We start from the raw sequence: 19,044 nt of genomic DNA, 5'->3' as shown, positions 1-19,044 counted from the left end.
CTACCGTTCCTTCAGCGCCGGTGCGCCCAGCGCCTGCACGCGCGGCTCGAGGGCATCGGCCTTGCCATAGGCTTCGTTCACCCGGCGTTCAAGGTCCGCAAGCAGGTTCTCGGCGTGCGTGCGGCTCGCACGGTGCGTGGCCGTGGGTCCATAGGTGAGCGCACTCGCCCCGCCGGCCGCGTTCCACAGGAAGTCGCGCATGCCTGGTGTTGCCCGTTCCTCGCCCACCTGTGCGCGCGCCTTGCTGCCGTTCAACGTGATGTCGATGGCCTGGAGGGTGTCGCGCAGGGCGATGAGCTCGCGGTGCAGCACCTCATCGGTGCGTGGTGCCCGACCATAGGCGGCGAGCAGCAGCGTGCTTCGCTCCTGTGCCGCGCGGAAGCGTTGCTCCATGCGGTGGGCGCGGGCGAACAGCTCATCCTGTTCGCGGGCGTACAGGGCCACGGCCTCGGGCGACGCTCCGGGCAGGGTCCCCTTCATCAAGGGTTCCACCCGCACGTCCACGCGTGCGCTGATGGCCGTGAGCGCGCCATCCACCTGCTTGAAGAGCTGTGCACCGTACAGGCCGGGGGCCACCAGGCTGCCGGCGGGCGAGCCTTCCGCATTGCCGGGGGTCACCGGGTTGCGCGCAGCGGCCCGCAGGTCCCACACCACGCGCTGGAAGCCCTTCGCGTTGGTGGCCTCCACGCGGCGCACCACCTCGCCCTTCGCATCGGTCACCACCAGCCACACCTTGGGGTCCAACGCGCGCAGCTCGGTCTCCAGCGAGTCCCACGCGGGTACGCTGAGCGGCTGCTTCGCCTTGGTGCGTTCCTGCTCGCGTTCCTTGCGCTGGTCCTTCAGGCTCTTGGTGGCGTCCTTCAGGTGGTAGGTGAGCTCGGCCCCGAAGGGTGGGTTGGGTGCGGTGAAGAACGCATCGCCCATGGAGCCGGCACGGCCACCACCGAGCGGGGAGCGCGGGTTGTACCAGTGCGCTGTGCGCGGCGCGAAGAGCGTGGCCTCGGCCTTGCGCATGTCGTCGTTCAGCTCGCGCAGGGCGCGGTAGTCGTCGAGGATGTAGATGCCACGGCCGAAGGTGCCGGCCACCAGGTCGTGCTCGCGCCGCTGGATGGCGAGGTCGCGCACGGGGATCGTGGGGAGACCTCCCTTCAACTGCAGCCAGCGCTTGCCGCCGTCAGTGGTGACGTACACGCCGAACTCGGTGCCGGCGAAGAGCAGGTCGCGCTTCACCTCGTCCTGCACCACGCGCCACACGAGCGTGCGCTGCGGCAGGTCGCCGGTGATGCTGGTCCACGTGCGGCCCTTGTCGGTGCTGCGGTAGAGGAAGGGCCGGTACACACCGTTCTTGTGGTCGTCGAACGCGGCGTACACCGTGTTCGCGTCGAAGAGGTCGGCCTTGATGTCGTTCACGAACGCGGTGGCCGGCAGGCCGGGCAGCGCGCCAAGGGGCACACGGCGCCAGCTCTTCCCCTCGTCCTCGGTCACCTGGATGGCGCCATCGTCGGTGCCGGCATAGAGGAGACCCTTCTGCACGGGCGACACGGCGAGCGAGGTGATCGTGGCGTACTCCGACATCGCGTAGAGGTCCCACGGATTGTCCCAGCCCTGCGTGGTGCCGAAGAAGTTGGTTCGGATGCGTTCGGTGCCGCTGGTGAGGTCGCCGGAGAGCGCGGTCCAGCTGTCGCCGCGGTCGGTGCTGCGCCACACGCGGTAGGTGCCGAAGTAGATGGTGGCGGGATCGTGCGGGCTCACCACGATGGGCGCGTCCCAGTTGCTGCGCTCCCAAGGCTCTCCGGGTGCGGCCTGCGGACGGATGTACACGTTCTCGCCGGTGCGCCGGTCGTGCCGCATCAGGTTGCCCTGTTGCCACTGGCCGTAGACGATGTCGGGGTTGCCGGGCTCGGTGGCGGGCTGGTGCCCATCGCCACCGATCACTGCGCTCCAGTCGCTGTTGCGGATGCCGTGCTCGTTGTCCGTGCGCGACGGGCCGCCCTGGGTGTTGTTGTCCTGCGTGCCGCCGTACACGTTGTAGAAGGGAAGCGCATCGTCCACGGCCACCTTGTAGAACTGCGTCACGGGCAGGTTGCCGATGTGGCGCCAGGTGGCCCCGCGGTCGAAGGTCTCGTACAGTCCACCATCGCAGCCGAAGAGCAGGTACTCGGGGTCATCCTTGCGGAACACCACCACGTGATCGTCCACGTGCCGGGTGTCCACGTTCATGTATCGGAAGGTCTTCCCGCCGTCGTCGGAGGTCTGCGTGGTGTTGCTCACCAGGTACAGCCGGTCGAACTGGTGCGGGCAGGCGTAGAGCTCCTGGTAGTAGTGCGGGCCGGTGCCGCCGCTCACCGCATCGGACATCTTCGTCCAGCTGGCGCCGCGGTCAGCGCTGCGGTACACGGCGCCGGTGCGACGGTCCAACTCGATGGCGGCGTAGAGCACATCGGGCTTCTGCGGCGAGAGGGCCAGGCCGATCTTGCCGAGGTTGCCGCCGGGGAGCCCGCCTTCGAGCTTCGTCCACGTCTCTCCGCCGTCGGTGCTGCGGTGGATGGCGGAACCCGGCCCGCCGCCCATGTAGCCGGCCACGGTGCGGTGCCGCTGCCAGGTGGCCGCGTACAGCAGCTTCGGATCGCGGGGATCGATCACCAGGTCGGTGGCGCCCACCCACGCGTCATCGCCGAGCGTGCGCTTCCACGTCTTTCCGCCATCGGTGCTGCGGTACACCCCGCGCTCGCCGCCCTTGCTCCACAGGGGGCCCTGCGCGGCCACCCACACCGTGCTGGGGTCGTTGGGGTGCACCACGATGCGGCTGATGTGCTCGCTGGTCTTCAGCCCCATGTTCTTCCAGGTCTTGCCGCCGTCGGCACTGCGGTACGCACCGTCGCCGAAGCCCACGTGCCGGCCGCCCACGTTCTCGCCGGTGCCCACCCACACCACCTCGGGGTCCTGCGGATCCAGCGTGATGCAGCCGATGGAATAGCTGCCCTGCCCGTCGAAGACCGGGCTCCAGGTGGTGCCGGCGTTCACCGTCTTCCACACACCACCGGAGCCCACGGCCACGTACCAGGTGTTGGGCTTCGTCGGGTGGATCACCGCATCGGCGATGCGGCCGCTCATGAAGGCAGGGCCGATGGAGCGGAACTTCAGGCCGCTGAGCTGGTCGGCCTTGAGCGTGTCGATCGCGGGCCGTTCAGGCTTCCGCTGCGCGTGACTCAACGAGGCGGACAGGGCCACCGCAGTGGCCAGGAGAAGGTGGCGCATCATGGTCGGTGCGGACAAGGTAACGCGGGGTGTTCGGCCGGGTCGGTGGGGCGGTCGCGGAGGGTGTTCCCGGTGACCGACCGTGCTGTTCAGAAGGCGTACCGGATGCTGGTGCCGTTGAACTGCAGATGCTGCCAGAGGCCGGCGCGCGACCGTTTCCAATGGCGGGCGTGCACGATGTAGTTGGCCAGGTCGTACACGAAGAGGAATCCGCCCTGCAGCAGCAAGGAGGTGCCGAAGCCCTGGAACATCTCGCTGCGCTTGGCCGCCGGATCGCCGCGCCCGTTCTCCCACAACCACAGCCCGGCGCCCATGTAGGCCAGGTCGAGCCCGGTGTTGATGAGGTACACGGCCTCCACCTTGCGCTGCGCGTCGAAGGTGCCGGGGATGTCCAAGGTCGACGGACCGCGCAGCCGCTTCTTCGCGCCCAGGTAGGCCGGCACCGCGATGCCCAGGTTCACCACGTTCCAGGCCGCGTTCATCTGGTGGAAGTGGAACGCCTCGCTGCCCGAGGGCGTGGTGGCCATGCCGACGCCGCCCGCCACCAGGTTGCCCACCGCCCAGCCGCCCAGCACCAACATGCTGCTGGCGCTCGTGCGTTCGCGCTGTGCGTTGAACTGCATGAAGTCGTCCGGCACCTGGGCCTGCGCCGTGAGCGTGATGGCGACGAGCAGGAAGGACAGGGGATGGCGTGTGCGCATGGGTCGGGGGGGCCTATCGGACGAAGGAACAACGAACGGGGCGGTCGGTTCCCCGGGTGGTGCGGAACTTCGCCCCGCGATGACGACGACGATCGGCACCGATGTGGCCCATGCCGCGCAGCTGCTGAAGCAGGGGGGCGTAGGGGCCATTCCCACGGAGACCGTCTACGGACTGGCGGCGGACGCCTTCAACGAGGAGGCCGTGCTCACCATCTTCAGCGTGAAGCAGCGGCCCGCCTTCGATCCCCTGATCGTGCATGTGCGCGACCGGCAGCAGCTGGACCAGGTGGCCCACGTACCCCCTGAAGCCGAGGCCCTCATCGAGCGCTTCTGGCCCGGACCGCTCACCCTGGTGCTGCCGAAGCGCCCTGGCGTGCCCGATCTGGTGACCAGCGGACTGGACACCGTGGCCGTGCGTATGCCCGCTCACCCGATGACGCGTGCCCTGCTGAACGCCCTGGACGCTCCGCTCGCCGCGCCCAGCGCCAACCCGTTCGGCTACGTGAGCCCCACCACGGCGCAACACGTGCTGGACCAGCTCGGTGGACGCATCCCCTACATCCTGGACGGCGGGCCCTGCTCCGTGGGTGTGGAAAGCACCATCCTGGGTTGGCAGGGGAATTGGGTGTTGTACCGACCGGGCGGTGTGCCCGTGGAAGCGATCGAGGAGGTGGTGGGTCCCGTCCATCAAGCCCCGACCAACGCCCGACCGCAAGCCCCCGGGATGTTGGAGAGCCACTATGCGCCTCGAAAGCCGGTGCATGTGGGTGACGTGCCGGCCCTCCTCCGCCGCTTTGCCGGGCGTGCCGTGGGCGTCATCAGCTTCCGCAGCGAGCACCCCGCCCACCGCTGCGAGGTGCTTTCGCCGGAGGGCGATCTGGCCGCTGCGGCCCGGCATCTCTTCGCCGTGCTGCGCGAGCTGGATACGAGCGATTGCCAGGTGATCGTCGCCGAGCGTTTTCCGGAGGAAGGATTGGGCCGTGCGATCAACGACCGGCTGCGGCGTGCGGCGGCGGGGCGTTGAACCTCAGCGCATGCCCTCCAGCACCTCGGTGGCCACCCGCTGGCCCCAGGCCGCGCCTATGCGCGTGGAGCCTTCCACGAGACCGGGGTTCTCACGGGCGAGCTTGCGGCCCAGCGGGGTTTCATAGAAGCGCGTCATCTCCTGCAGCTCCTCCAGGCTGAAGCGCTCGTAGTACAGCACCGCGATCTCCGCGTTGAGCTCGCCGAGCCGCCCCAGCACCTCCTTGCGGAACCGCTTGAGGAACTCCTTGTCCACATCGGGGTCCTGCTCCTGCACGTCCATCATCGCCTCCATGGCGCTGCGCTGCATCGCCTCGGTGCCGCTGGCCTTCTGGAACGCGTCGAACTGCGCCAGGTAGGCGGCGTCCTGGCCGCGCAGTGGGCCCGTCAGGATGGATGCGAACAGGATGATCGGCAGGAGGCGCATGTGCAGCGTTTTCCCAAAGGTCGCGCATGCACCAGCAGCGCCCAAGCCCGATCTTTGCGCCACGCAGCAGGCCATGGGCACATGTGACCATCTGCCATGCGCGCATGTGCGCAGACATCGGTGGAGACCAGAACGATGAAGAAACGGATCGCCATTCTGGGCAGCACGGGCAGCATCGGCACCCAGGCGTTGGAGGTGGTGCGCGAGCAGCCCGACCGCTTCGGCGTGGAGTTGCTCACCGCCGGCCGCAACGCCGACCTGCTCATCGCGCAGGCCCTGGCCTTCCGCCCCAACGCCGTGGTGATCGGCGACACCGCGCAGCTCGGCCGGGTGAAGGATGCCCTCTTCCCGCAGGGCATCAAGGTCTACGGCGGCGAGGAGGCCATCGCTCAGGCCGTGGCCATGGCCGACATCGACATGGTGCTCACCGCCATGGTGGGCTATGCCGGGCTGAAGCCCACACTGGCCGCCATCGAGGCCGGCAAGCCCATCGCCCTGGCCAACAAGGAGACCCTGGTGGTGGCCGGCGAGCTCGTCACCACCGCGGCCCGCGCCAAGGGGGTCAACATCCTGCCGGTGGACAGCGAGCACAGCGCCATCTTCCAGTGCCTGGTGGGCGAGTGGCACAACCCGATCGAGAAGGTCGTGCTCACCGCCAGCGGCGGGCCCTTCCGCGGCCGCACGCGCGAACAGCTCGCCACCGTCACCAAGGCGCAGGCGCTAAAGCACCCCAATTGGGACATGGGGGCCAAGATCACCATCGACAGCGCCAGCCTGATGAACAAGGGCCTGGAGGCCATCGAGGCCAAGTGGTTGTTCAACCTGCGGCCCGAGCAGGTGGAGATCGTGGTGCACCCGCAGAGCATCGTCCACAGCTTGGTGCAGTTCCACGATGGCAGCATGAAGGCGCAACTGGGCCTGCCGGACATGAAGCTGCCCATCCAGTACGCGCTGGCCCACCCGGACCGTTTGGGCACCACCTGGCCGCGCTTCGACTTCGCGAAGTATCCCGCGCTCACCTTCGAGCCGCCCGATCTGGGCACCTTCCGCAACCTGGCGCTCGCGCTGGACGCCCTCGCGCGGGGTGGCAACGCGCCCTGCGTGCTCAACGCCGCCAACGAGGTGGCCGTGGAGCTCTTCCTGCAGGACCGCATCGGCTTCCTGGAGATGAGCGACCTGATCGAGGAACGGCTCGTAAAGGCGACCTTTGTACCGCGGCCCACGCTGGAGGACCTGGTGGCCTCCGATGACGAGACCCGCCGCAGCGCCCGCACCTGGGCAAGCCCCGCATGGAATTCCTGATCAAGGCCGGCCAGCTCATCCTGAGCCTCAGCATCCTGGTGACGCTCCACGAGCTGGGTCACTTCGTGCCCGCGCGCCTCTTCGGCACCCGCGTGGAGAAGTTCTTCCTCTTCTTCGATTGGAAGTTCGCCTTGTGGAAGCGCAAGATCGGCGACACCGTCTTCGGCATCGGCTGGATCCCCCTGGGCGGCTACGTGAAGATCAGCGGCATGATCGATGAGAGCATGGACCGCGAGCAGATGGCGCAGGCCCCCCAGCCGTGGGAGTTCCGCGCCAAACCCGCCTGGCAGCGCCTCATCATCATGGTGGGCGGCGTCACCGTGAACCTGCTGCTCGGCATGCTCATCTACATCGCCGTGCTCTTCACCTGGGGCCGTGACTACCTGCCGCTGGAGAACGTCACGTACGGGCTCCATCCCAGCAGCGTGATGAAGGAGCAGGGCGTGGCCGATGGCGACCGCATCCTCGCCGTGGAAGGGCACACCGTGCGTTCCATCGAGGAGCTCGGCCGGGCCATCCTGATCGACGAGGCGCGCACGCTCACCATCGACCGGCAGGGCCGGACCATGGACATCACCCTCAGCACCGATGTGGCCGACCGCATCCTGGACCGCAACGAGAAGACGCTCTTCACCCCCTGCGTGCCCTTCTTCGTGGACACCATCCTCCCGGACGGCACGGCGAAGGACAGCGAGCTGCGCAAGGGCGACCGCCTGATCGCCGTGAACGGCACGCCCACCCCGTGGTTCGCCCAGTTCCGCGAGGCCGTCGGCGAACTGAAGGGGCAGCAGGCCACCCTGGGGGTGCTGCGCGGCAGCGACACCCTGCAGCTGCCGGTGCAGGTGAGCGACCAGGGCCTGATCGGCGTGGGCAACCGTCCGCCGGAGGCCTACTTCACCTTCGCCAAGGAGCGCTACAGCCTGCTGGAGTCCATCCCGGCCGGCATCGCCTACGGCTGGAACACCCTGGGCGGCTATGTGAGCTCCCTGAAGCTGCTCTTCAGCGCCAGCGGGGTGAAGCAGATGGGCGGCTTCGGCTCCATCGGCGGCCTCTTCAGCCCCACCTGGGACTGGCAGGTGTTCTGGAACATGACCGCTTTCCTGAGCATCATCCTCGCCTTCATGAACATCCTGCCCATCCCCGCGCTCGACGGCGGCCACGTGGTGTTCCTGCTCTACGAGATGGTCTTCCGCCGCACGCCCAACCAGAAGGTGCTGGAGGTGGCCCAGATGGTGGGCATGGTGCTGCTGCTCGGCCTCATCCTCTTCGCCAACGGCAACGATGTGGTGAAGTGGCTCACCGGCCGCCTGTAACACCCGCCCACCGCATCGCGTAGCACCGGGCACAAGACCCGCTGCCATGCCCCATGTCGTGCTGCTCGAGGATGATCCGCTGGTGCGCACGCTGCTCACCCACCGGATGCTGCGCAACGGCTGGCGCGTGAGCGCCCTGGCCGATGCCCGTGGGTTGCACGCGCTGCTCGAAAGCGGCCTTCCCGACCTGATCGTGGTGGACATCGGCCTCCCGCACCTCGACGGTCTTGCGGTGGTGGAGGACCTGCGCGCCCGGGGCCTCACCGTGCCGGTGCTGGTGCTCACCGCCTACGAGCAGCCGCACCTGATCGCCGCCGTGCGGAGCGCCGGCGCCGATGACCTGGTGCAGAAGCCCTGCGACAACGAGCTCCTGCTCGAACGCATGCAGCGGCTGATGGCGGCGTGATGCCCCATCTTTGTACGCTTGTCCGCCTCCTTCTCCCACGACCTGCTCATCGTCGGCCAGGGCCTGGCCGGATCGGTATTGGCCGAGACCGCGCTGCGCCGCGGCCTGCGCGTGCGCCTGTTCGATGAGCCCCGCGAGGGCCGCGCCTCGTGGGTGGCCGCCGGCCTGGTGAACCCCGTGGCCCTGCGCCGCACCCTGCTCAGCTGGCGCGCCCCGGAACTGCTGCCCATCGCCGGCGCCTTCTACCGCGAAGCGGGCCTGCACCTGGGACGGGAATTCTGGCACCCCCTGCCGCTGGTGAAGGTCTTCCCCAGCGCCAAGGAGGCCGGCGAGTGGCGCGTGCGCATGAACGATCCCGAGGTGGGCCACTACCTGAGCATCGAGACCTGCACGGACCCCGGCCTCCAGCGTGTGGACCAGCCCTACGGCCACGGCCAGGTGAAGCGCGCCGCCTGGGTGGACGTGGCCGGCCTGCTCACCGCCTGGCGTGCGCTCTGGCGCGAGCAGGGCATCCTGGAGGAACGTGGCGTGGGACCCGAGGATGTGCGCTCCATCGCGGGTGGGGCGGACCTCTTCGGGCATACCGCACCGCTCCTGGTGTGGTGCGCCGGGCCCTTCGCCGCGCTCAAGGGCCTGGTGCCCGTGCGCGGGGAACGCCTCACGGTGCGCCTGCCTGGACTGGGCCTCGGCGTGCTGGTGCACCGCGGGGGCTTCATCCTGCCCTTGGGCGGTGATGACTACCGCGTGGGCAGCACCTACGACTGGGACGATGTGTGGAGCGGGCCCACCCCCGCCGGACGGGCCGACCTGCTGCGCCGCCTGCACAAACTCCTGCTGCATACCCCCTTGGAACCTGCGGGGGTCGAGGCCTTCCAGGTGCTGGACCACTGGTCCGGTGTGCGGCCCACCGCCAGCGACCGCCGACCCCTGTTGGGCCGCGTCGCTGCGCACCAGGCCGCGTTCAACGGCCTCGGCTCCAAAGGCGTGCTGCTCGCCCCCTGGTGCGCGCAACACCTGCTGGACCACCTGCTCGACGGCAAGCCGCTGGATCCCGAGGTGGACCTTGCGCGGTTCGCGTGAGGCGGATCCGGCTTCCACTGCACCTTCGTCCCCACCTTTGTGCGCCGCGGCGCCGCACCAGCGTGGCCGCGGCGCTGATGGCCGCCGTGCGTAGGATCCCGCTGCTTCTTCTGCTCCTCTCGTTCCTGTGGTCCGCCGGCTGCCGCAGCGGCCGCAGCGACCTGCGCAGCCGCGCCACAAGCCCCGACCCCCGCTGGGCGATGGTGGACTCCCTGATGCGCGAGGGGCGCTATGCTGATGCGCTCACCGCCACCGACAGGCTGCTGGCCGAATCCCGGGGATCCGGCGATGCGCTGCTGCAGTTCACCGCGCACATGCGGCGGGCCTACCTGCGGCAAATCACCGGCACCGCCCGCCTGCAGGTGCTGCAGGACCTGGACCGCACCACCGACAGCCTCACGGCCGCCGGCGCCCCGCTGCCCCTGGTGCCCCTGCTGCACAGCGCCCTGGCCGAGGCTTGGTGGAACGCCTACAGCGACGACCGCTGGCGCGTGCTGGAGCGCGGGCGCACCGCCGATGACCCCGCCGATCCGGAGACCTGGTCGCAGGCCACCTACATGCAGCACATCCTGCGGCATGTGCATCGCTCCCTGGAGCCGTTGGACAGCCTGAAGGCCTTCGCCACCGCCGACCTCGGTGGCCTGTTGCGCACCGTGCCCACCGCCCGGGGTGAAGCCACCGCCGGGGCCCTCGCCCTGCGCCCCACGCTCTTCGACCTGCTGGGCCACCGCGCGCTGGACCTGCTGCGCAACCCCGAAACGCGGCTGGCCGAGCCCGCCGATGCCTTCCAGCTGAACGACCCGCGCCACTTCGCCCTCTTCGACGACTTCGTGTTCAAGCCCTTCGTCCACGCGGACACCGGGGCCTGGGGCCTGATGGCCATGCGCCTGCACCAGCGCCTGGAGCGCGCGCACATGAGCGACGACCATCCGGACGCGCTGGTGGACGCCACGCTGGAACGCCTGGCCCACGTGCGCGCCCACAGCACACTCCCGAACGCCGACTCGCTCTACCTGAACGCCCTGCACACCCTGCGGACGCGCGTGCCCGAGGACAGCTGCTGGAGCGAGGTGACGCTGGCCATGGCGCAGTGGCACGCCGGCCGCGCCGACCGCTACGACCCCTTGGTGAGCGAGGCGCACCGCGACGAACGGCGCACGGCCCGCGCCCTGTGCGACGAGGCCATGGCGCGCTTCCCGGGCTCGACCGGCGCGCGCAACGCCGCCGTGCTGCGGGCCCAGCTGCTCGATCACGAGCTTGACGTCAGCAGCGAGGAGGCCGCGATGCCGGGCCGCGACCTGCTGTTGAGCCTGCGGTACCGCAATACGCCGCGGGTGTGGCTGCGGGTGGTGAAGGACCCTCAGGAACCCGGTCGCGACCGACGCTGGCAGCGCGACCACCAGGAGTGGCTGCTGCAGCAGCGGCCCGTGCGCAGCTGGACGCTGGCGCTGCCCGATGACGGCGACCTGAACCCGCACCGCGTGGACCTACCGGTGGACGGGCTGCCGGCCGGCCGTTACGCCATCCTGGTGAGCGACAGCGCCCGCTTCGCCGCCGGCAAGGACCGCATCGCGTTCACACACGTGCAGGTGACCCGCTTCGCGCTGGCCCAGCGCAGCGCCGGTCCCGATCAGGAGGTGCTGGTCATGGACCGCTGGACCGGTGAGCCGCTCCCGGGGGTGAAGGTGAGCCTCTACGGCGACCGCTCGGGCACCAACCCGCCGGTGAAGCTCGGCGAAGCGGTGACCGATGCGGATGGACGGCCACAGCCCGCGTTCAACCCCGCCAACGGACGGCAGGTGCTGGTGCTGGAGCAGGGCGATGACCGCTGGATGGCCGATGCGGGGTACCGCTGGTGGAACGGCGATCCTCCGTCCATGGACAGCCTGCGCTCCTTCCTTTTCACCGACCGCGCCATCTACCGCCCGGGGCAGGAGATCCACGTGAAGGGCATCGTCACCGTGAAGCGGGGTGATGAGGTGATGGTGCGCGCGGGCCACCGCGGGGTGCTCCGCCTGCACGATGTGAACGGCGAGGTGGTGGACACGGTGCCGTTCACCACGGATGCCTATGGCGCGGTTGTCGCGCGCTTCACCGCGCCCACCGGAGCGCTCACCGGGGTGATGCGGATCGAGGAGGAGCACGGCTCGGCGCAGCTGCGCGTGGAGGAGTACAAGCGGCCCACCTTCGAGGTGCGCTTCGATCCCCTGGCCGGACAGCCGCGCCTGAACGGTGAAGTGGAGCTCACGGGCACGGCGACGAGCTATGCGGGCGTTCCGCTCGACGGCGCCACCGTGCGCTGGACCGTGCAGCGCACGCCCCGGATGCCGTGGTGGTGCGGCTTCGGTTGGCGCGGGCTGCCGTGGGGCCGCGCCACCCAGGTGGCCACCGGCACCGCCACCTGTGACGCGCAGGGCCGCTTCACCGCACGCTTCATCGCACCCGCCGACCCGGCCTTCCCGCGTGACGCCGACCCCACCTTCCACTTCGCGGTGGAGGCCGTGGTCACCGACCGCTCCGGCGAGCCGCAGCAGGGCAGCACCACCTTCGACCTCGCGCACCGCCGCATCACCATCGACCTGCGCCTCGGCGAAGCGGTGGACCGCAGCGCACTGGACAGCATCGACCTGCGCGTGCGCAACCTCAACGGCCAGGAGGTGGACGTGCCGGTGGACATCCGCATCCAACGCCTGCAGGCCCCGCCGCGGCCGTACCGCGAGCGGCTGCTGCCCCGGTCCGACCGCGCGCTGCTCGAACGGGCCGTGCATGAGCAACGCTTTCCGGACGACGCGTTCGGCGATGCGGCCGACCCGCTCACCTGGCCCGTGGCCGAAGCGGTGTACGCACGCAACGGCCACCGCGCGGGCGGACGCGCACTGCCCCTGCCCGACGCACGCACCTGGGATGTGGGCACCTACCGCATCGAGCTGCTGGCCCTGGACGAGGATGGCGACACCGTGCGCGTGCGTTCCGTGGTGACGCTCTACGATCCCGCGGTGCAGCACACCGGTTTCGCCGGGGAAGCCTTCCACGTGGAGGTGGTGAAGGGGCGCTGCGAGCCCGGAGAGAAGGCCGTGCTGCTGCTGAGCTCGGCGCTGCCCGGTGCGCGCGTGCTGATGGAGGTGGAGCGCGACGGCGTGAAAGCCCTGAGCAGACGCTTGATGCTGAGCCGCGGCCAGCAACGTGTGGAACTGCCCGTGCGCGAGGATGACCGGGGCGGCTTCGCTGTGCACCTGCTGTGCGTGGAGCGCGGCCGCGTGCACGCCCGCACCGTGCCCATCGATGTGCCGTGGACCAACAAGGACCTGCAGGTGGAGTGGATGAGCTTCCGCGACAAGCTGCGACCCGGCGATCGGGAGGAGTGGCGGCTGAAGCTGCGCGGGGCCAAGGGCAACGCCGTGGCCGCCCAGCTGCTCGCCACGATGTACGACGCCTCGCTCGACCACTTCGTGCCGCACGATTGGGTGATGGACGTGCACCCCCGCACCGACATACGGCTGGGCTGGCAGCGCACCACGCCCTTCGGCACCAGCGGCGGGGTGGAGGTGTGGCGTCCCTTTACACCGCCGCCCGGTGCCGTCCGCGTGTACCCGCAGCTGGAGACCCATGGGTTCACGGGGCATCAAGGATGGGCGGACCTCGCCGAAGTAGAGGTCGTTCAGTATCGAGTAGCGCTCATTGAAAGGGATGAAGGGCAGCGAGGGACGGTCACTAGCGAAGCAGCTATGAAAGAGGTCGAGGCAGTGACCGGCGGTGTGCCGGCCAACTTCGGGGATGTGAGCGGCGGGGTGATCGAGCAGAAGGGCGAAGAGGCGCCGAAGGACACGGATGCACGGGGAGAGCGCCCCGCTGACGCACCACCGTTGCGCAGTGACCTGCGCGAGACGGCCTTCTTCCTGCCCGACCTGCTGACGGACCGCGATGGCAGCGTGGTGCTGCGCTTCACTGTGCCCGATGCGCTCACCCGGTGGAACCTGCTCGGCCTCGCCCACACGCCGGACCTGCAGCTGGCGCAGCTGGCCCGGAGCGTGCGCACCGTGAAGCCGCTGATGGTGGTGCCCAACCTGCCCCGCTTCCTGCGCGCCGGGGACCGCATGGTGCTCACCGCGAAGGTGAACGTCACCGAGCCCGGCCGCGCCGAAGGCCTGGCCGCGCTCGCGCTCTACGACCCCGCCACCAACGCGCCGCTCAACACGGCCTTCGGGCTGGACGCATCGGAGCAGGTCTTCATCGCCTCCCAGGGCGAGAGCGCCGTGGTGGCCTGGAGCATCGCCGTGCCCGAAGGGGTGGGCGCGGTGGGCGTGCGCATCACCGCCACCGGCCGCCCGGGTCCGCAGAGCACCATCGTGGCGGCGGACGGGGAGGAGCGCGTGCTGCCGGTGCTCACCGACCAGGTGCTGGTGACCGAGCGCCTGCCGCTATGGATGAAGGGCCCCGGCACGCGCACGTTCACGCTGAACAAGCTCTTCACCGCGACACCGAACGACCGCACCAGCACGCGCCGGAACCACCTGCTGCGGCTGCAGTACACGCCGAACCCGGCCTGGCTCGCCGTGCAGGCGCTGCCCTACCTGATGGAGTTCCCGCACGAATGCGCCGAACAGCTTTTCAGCCGCTACTACGCCAACCGGCTCGCGGCCCATGTGGTGGCCCAGCGTCCTGCGATCCGCGAGGTGTTCGAGCGCTGGCGGCAGGCCGGTCCGGATGCGTTCGCCAGCGCGCTGGAGCGCAATGCCGACCTGAAGCAGGTGCTGCTGGCGGAGACGCCGTGGGTGATGGATGCGCGCGACGACCGCACGCGCCGGCAGCGCATCGCGCAGCTGTTCGACCTGGACCGCATGGCGCGCGAAGAGGATGAGGCCATGCGCCGCCTGCAGCAGATGCAACTGCCCAACGGGGCCTGGCCCTGGTGGGCGGGCATGATGCCCAGCCGCTGGGTGACGCAGCATGTGGTGGCCGGCATGGGCCATCTGGACCGTGTGGGCGCCGCCGATCCGCGCGCCGATGGACCGGTGCAACGGATGCTCGGCCGGGCGGTGAACTGGCTGGACGAAGAGGTGCTGCGTGAGCACCGCCGTCGGCAGCGCGAGCTGGACAAGGACGCACTGGCCGCCTACCGCCCCGACCACAGCGACCTCCACTACCTCTACGCGCGCAGCTTCTTCCATCGCATCGCCCTCGACGGTGCGGCGGGTGGTGCGGCCCAATGGCTGCTGGACCGTGCCGCGGACAGCTGGCAGGGCTACGGGCTGCACGACCAAGCCTTGCTGGCCCTGGTGCTGCACCGCTTCGACCGGCACACCGATGCCGCCCGAATCGTGGAGAGCCTGCGCCAGCGCGCGGTGCAGAGCGATGAGCTCGGCATGTACTGGTCCGACTTCCGCCGCGGGGTCGATCCGTGGGCCTTCCCGACCGAGCTGCATGCGCGCATGATCGAGGCCTTCCACGAGGTGGCCGGGGATGCGGCCAGCGTGAACGCCCTGCGCCTGCACCTGCTGCAGCTGAAGCGCACCACCGATTGGGGCACCACCACGGCCACGGCGGAGGCCTGTCACGCCCTCTTGCTCACCGGCGACGCCTGGCTCGAGGAGGGTGAAGGCCCGGAGATCCGCGTGGGCGGGCAGATGGTGGGCGCGCAGCACCGCGAGGCCGGGACCGGCACCTTCGAGCGTACCTGGTCCGGGGAGGACGTGAAACCCGCCCTGGGCGAAGTGACCATCACCGAGCGTGCCGACCGGCCCTCGTGGGGTGCCCTCTACTGGCAGTACTTCGAGCGGATGGACCGGGTGACGCCGCCGGACCTCGGCGGTGGCAGCTCGCCCTTCCAGCTTACCCGACAGGTGATGCTGGAGCGTCCGGGCGACCGTGGGCCGGAGCTCGTGGAGCTCGGACCGGGCGTGGCGGTGCGGCCCGGGGACAAACTGGTGGTGCGGTTGGTGCTGCGCACCGATCGGCCGTTGGACTTCGTGCATGTGAAGGACCTGCGTGCGGCCGGCCTGGAGCCGGTGGATGTGCTGAGCGGCTATCGGGTCCAGAGCGGGCTGGGCCACTACCAGAGCATCCGCGATGCGGCGATGGACCTGTTCATCGACCGCCTGCCGGCCGGCACCCATGTGTTCAGCTACGCGCTGCGCGCCACCCACGCCGGCGACTTCAGCCAGGGCATCGCCTCGGCCACCTGCATGTACGCCCCGGAGTTCGGTGGCCACAGCGAGGGCCTGCGGGTGCTGGTGTCGGAATGACGCTACGACCGCCATCGATCCATCGTCCCGGATCCCCCACCGGTCGCTCGTTCCCATGTGCTGAACCGGACGGTGACCTGGATCGTTGCGCTGGGCGGCCGGGTTCCGGACCTTTGCACCCTTGTTCACCGTCCATCCCACTTGATGCGCATGAAGCTTCGTTCCGTTCTCTTCCTCTCCTTCCTCCTTCCTGGCGTGCTGGTGCCGGCTCAGGAGTTCGTTGAACTGCACAATGCCGAGGTGCTCCCGCTGGAGTTCCTGGGCGAGACGATGGCCTACCGCGATTGGGACAGCACGCGCGTGTTCCCGGACGAACCGGTGCGCGATGCCAACGGCTGGCTGATCCGGCCCGAGCCGAAGGGCACCAAGGAGGCCCGGATGCACCAACGCCTGAACCCCAAGGCCCTGCCGCTCGGCGAGGACCCCGCGTGGCAGCGCGCGGACGGCTCGCGCACCAGCGGTCGCGCGCTCGACCTCACCATCAATGGCATCGGCAATACGGGCGTGAACCCCAGCGATCCCTGCCTGGAGGTGGGTCCCAACCACGTGATCCAGATGATCAACGGCGGTTCGGGCGCCTATTTCCGCATCTACGACAAGAGCGGCAACCCCCTGGGGCCGCAGACCTACCTGGACAACTTCATCAACGCCATCGGAGGCATCACCACATACGGCGGTGCGGGCGATCCGATCGTGCTGTACGATGCGCTGGCCGATCGCTGGCTCATGAGCGAGTTCTCCTCCAGCGGCAACCGGTTGGTGATGTGCGTGTCCACCACGGCCGACCCGCTGGGCACCTGGTACGCTTACAGCTTCACGGCACCGAGCTTCCCGGACTACCCGAAGTACGGCGTATGGCCCACGGCCTACATCATCACCAGCAACGAGGGCACGGGCTGCCCGATCTACGCGCTGGACCGCACGCGGATGCTCGCCGGCCTGTCCGCCACCTCGCAGCGCTTCACCACACCGGACTATCCGACCATCGGCTTCCAGGCCACCACGCCCATCAGCTTTGAGGGCGGGGCCGCACCCCCGGCGAACGCCCCGGCGATGGTGATGCGCATGGCCGATGATGCCTGGAGCGCCAGCGTACCGGCCGACCGGCTGGAGCTATGGACCCTGACGCTCGACTTCACGACCCCGGCGAACAGCGTGCTGGCCGGGCCGCAGTTGATGCTCACGGACCCCTTCGACACCGAGCTGTGCGGCTACACCTCCTTCTCCTGCATCGATCAACCCAGCTCGAACACCAACCTGGACCCGCTGCGCGAGGTGATCATGAACCGGGCCCAGTACCGCAACTTCGGCACGCACGAGACCATCGTGTGCAACCACGTCACCGACGTCACCGGCACCGACCGGGCCGGCGTGCGCTGGTATGAGCTGCGTCGCACGGGCGCCATCGCCAACCCCTGGGCCATCCACCAGCAGGGCACGTATTCCCCGGACGCCACCAGCCGCTGGATGGGCTGCATCTCCATCAATGCCGCGGGCGACATCGGTCTGGCCTACAACGTGAGCAGCGGCTCGGTGTTCCCGGGCATCCGGTACACGGGGCGCAGCGCCAGCGATCCGCTGGGCCAGATGACCTTCGCGGAGACCACCATCGTGGCCGGCGCCGCCGCCAACAGCAGCAACCGCTACGGGGATTACAACTCCCTGGACGTGGACCCGGTCACGGGCGGCTTCTGGGGAACGGCGCAATACAACGCCGCCTCGGCCTGGACCACCCGCATCTTCAACTTCTCGTTCACCCCGCCCTTGTGCACTCCTCCTGCGGCGACCCTGAGCACGACCTGCCAGGGCAGCACCCAGTACACCGTCAGCATCAACCTCGGCTCCCTGGGCAGCGCCTCCAGCGTCACCCTGCAGATCGATCCGGATGGCGGCGGTCCAAACCCGCCCGCCACCGTGGGCAACGCCACCACCACCGGCGTCTACGGGCCCTACGGTCCGTATGCCAGCGGCAACGCCGTGTCCGTGGTGCTGGTGCACGACCAGTTCAGCCAGTGCAATGTGACCTACACCGGTGTGGTGGCCAACTGCAACGTGCCGGGTGCGGCGTGCACCACCTTCAACAGCACGAGCACCTCGGCCATCACGGACAACGCGACGGTGAGCAATACGATCACCGTGCCTTCGCAGGGCGGTGCCACGCTGAGCGACCTCAACGTGTTCGTGAACATCACGCACACCTACTCGTCGGACCTGCGGTTGTCGCTCGAGAGCCCGGCGGGCACCTTGGTGAACCTGATCAACAGCGGCCTCTGCACCAACAGCGACAACATCGTGGTGGAGTTCGATCAGACGGGCGTGAACGGCAACGTGGGCACCACCTGCCCGATGAACAACCTGTTCGTGGTGCCGGCGCAATCGCTGGCGGCCTTTGATGGCGAAGTGTTCGAGGGCGATTGGATCCTGCGTGTGCAGGACGTGGCCACGCAGGATGTCGGCACGTTGAACGGTTGGTGCCTGATCCCCACGCTGGTGCAGGCTGACGTGAAGGTGGCGGCCAGGGTCTTCCTGGAGGGCGCCTACAACACCGGCACGGGCCTGATGAACGATGACCTGCGGGCGGCGGGCTTGCTTCCGCTGAACGAGCCGTACACGGCCCTGGGCTATCCGTTCGTGGGCACCCCGAGCGGCGCCACCACGGCGCCGGTGCTCGCCGTCACAGACGCGAACGCGATCGTGGACTGGGTGGTGGTGGAGCTGCGCAACAGCCTGAACAGCGCCACCGTGGTGGCCAGCAAGGCGGCCCTGGTGCAGCGCGATGGGGATGTGGTGGCCATCGACGGCACGTCGCCGGTGAGCTTCACCCTGTCGGCGGGCGACTACTTCGTGGCCGTAAGGCACCGGAACCACTTGGGCGCGATGGCCACGCCTGCGCTCGCCCTGAGCGGTACGGCCACCACCGTGGACCTGACGGCCCCGGCGACGGGCACCTTCGGGACCAATGCGCGCAAGACCGTGGGTTCCATCCGTGCACTTTGGGCGGGTGATGTCACCTTCAACCGGCAGATCAAGTACGCCGGTGGGTCGAACGACCGCGACCCCATCCTGGTCCGCATCGGAGGCACGGTGCCCACGGCCGTGGCCAATGGCTACCACCCGGAGGACGTGAACCTGAACGGCCAGGTGAAGTACGCCGGCAGCGCCAACGACCGGGATCCCATCCTGGTGAACATCGGGGGCACGGTGCCGACGGCCACGCGGAGCGAGCAGATCCCGTAGCGCGCGGTCCACACCCGATCGGTGACAGATCGGAGCCACCGGGGCGGCACGCGCA

At 69.3% G+C, this 19,044-nt stretch carries 10 protein-coding genes; 7 read left to right on the top strand and 3 right to left on the bottom strand.

Annotated elements, in window-relative coordinates; translation table 11 throughout:
- A complete protein-coding gene (locus IPM49_10710; GenBank protein MBK9274993.1) occupies positions 1 to 3,261 on the bottom strand; it encodes a glycosyl hydrolase in 3,261 nt (1,086 codons plus the stop codon).
- Positions 3,262 to 3,347: 86 nt separating this feature from the next.
- Entirely contained in the window at positions 3,348 to 3,959 is a 612-nt protein-coding gene (locus tag IPM49_10705) for a hypothetical protein (GenBank protein MBK9274992.1), read from the bottom strand.
- A 79-nt stretch (positions 3,960 to 4,038) separates the two neighbouring features.
- Here IPM49_10705 and IPM49_10700 point away from each other — a divergent pair, with 79 nt between their 5' ends.
- On the top strand, positions 4,039 to 4,983 hold the full coding sequence (locus IPM49_10700) for a threonylcarbamoyl-AMP synthase (GenBank protein ID MBK9274991.1): 945 nt from the start codon (positions 4,039 to 4,041) through the stop codon (positions 4,981 to 4,983).
- 3 nt (positions 4,984 to 4,986) lie between these two features.
- Here IPM49_10700 and IPM49_10695 read toward each other — a convergent pair whose 3' ends face one another.
- Positions 4,987 to 5,409, bottom strand: a complete 423-nt coding sequence (locus IPM49_10695; GenBank protein MBK9274990.1) for a DUF2059 domain-containing protein — start codon at positions 5,407 to 5,409, stop codon at positions 4,987 to 4,989.
- Positions 5,410 to 5,505: 96 nt separating this feature from the next.
- Between IPM49_10695 and IPM49_10690 the strand changes: the two genes are divergently transcribed.
- The 6 genes from IPM49_10690 (at position 5,506) to IPM49_10665 (ending at position 18,989) form a co-directional block, all read left to right on the top strand.
- Positions 5,506 to 6,711, top strand: coding sequence for a 1-deoxy-D-xylulose-5-phosphate reductoisomerase (locus IPM49_10690; protein ID MBK9274989.1), 1,206 nt, complete (start codon positions 5,506 to 5,508; stop codon positions 6,709 to 6,711).
- Entirely contained in the window at positions 6,699 to 8,024 is a 1,326-nt protein-coding gene (rseP, locus tag IPM49_10685) for an RIP metalloprotease RseP (GenBank protein MBK9274988.1), read from the top strand. The genes IPM49_10690 and rseP overlap by 13 nt, the downstream gene beginning before the upstream one ends.
- Positions 8,025 to 8,070: 46 nt before the next feature.
- Complete coding sequence (locus tag IPM49_10680; protein MBK9274987.1) at positions 8,071 to 8,430, top strand: response regulator; 360 nt, start codon at positions 8,071 to 8,073, stop codon at positions 8,428 to 8,430.
- 18 nt (positions 8,431 to 8,448) lie between these two features.
- Positions 8,449 to 9,510: an FAD-dependent oxidoreductase gene (locus IPM49_10675; GenBank protein ID MBK9274986.1), complete on the top strand. Its 1,062-nt coding sequence runs from the start codon at positions 8,449 to 8,451 to the stop codon at positions 9,508 to 9,510.
- Positions 9,507 to 15,752: a hypothetical protein gene (locus IPM49_10670; GenBank protein ID MBK9274985.1), complete on the top strand. Its 6,246-nt coding sequence runs from the start codon at positions 9,507 to 9,509 to the stop codon at positions 15,750 to 15,752. Before IPM49_10675 ends, IPM49_10670 begins: the two co-directional genes overlap by 4 nt.
- A 144-nt stretch (positions 15,753 to 15,896) precedes the next feature.
- Entirely contained in the window at positions 15,897 to 18,989 is a 3,093-nt protein-coding gene (locus IPM49_10665) for a proprotein convertase P-domain-containing protein (GenBank protein ID MBK9274984.1), read from the top strand.
- Positions 18,990 to 19,044 lie beyond the last annotated feature (55 nt).

This window comes from Flavobacteriales bacterium, from assembly GCA_016715895.1.
Lineage (GTDB): Bacteria > Bacteroidota > Bacteroidia > Flavobacteriales_F > PHOS-HE28 > PHOS-HE28.
This window is presented reverse-complemented; position numbering and strand designations above follow the sequence as displayed.

Bases quoted from the DNA above. Each gene is read 5' to 3' on its own strand.
- IPM49_10695 (MBK9274990.1), bottom strand. From the start codon at position 5,409: ATGCGCCTCCTGCCGATCATCCTGTTCGCATCCATCCTGACGGGCCCA.
- rseP (MBK9274988.1), top strand. From the start codon at position 6,699: ATGGAATTCCTGATCAAGGCCGGCCAGCTCATCCTGAGCCTCAGCATC.
- IPM49_10680 (MBK9274987.1), top strand. From the start codon at position 8,071: ATGCCCCATGTCGTGCTGCTCGAGGATGATCCGCTGGTGCGCACGCTG.
- IPM49_10690 (MBK9274989.1), top strand. From the start codon at position 5,506: ATGCGCGCATGTGCGCAGACATCGGTGGAGACCAGAACGATGAAGAAA.
- IPM49_10665 (MBK9274984.1), top strand. From the start codon at position 15,897: ATGCGCATGAAGCTTCGTTCCGTTCTCTTCCTCTCCTTCCTCCTTCCT.
- IPM49_10705 (MBK9274992.1), bottom strand. From the start codon at position 3,959: ATGCGCACACGCCATCCCCTGTCCTTCCTGCTCGTCGCCATCACGCTC.
- IPM49_10710 (MBK9274993.1), bottom strand. From the start codon at position 3,261: ATGATGCGCCACCTTCTCCTGGCCACTGCGGTGGCCCTGTCCGCCTCG.
- IPM49_10700 (MBK9274991.1), top strand. From the start codon at position 4,039: ATGACGACGACGATCGGCACCGATGTGGCCCATGCCGCGCAGCTGCTG.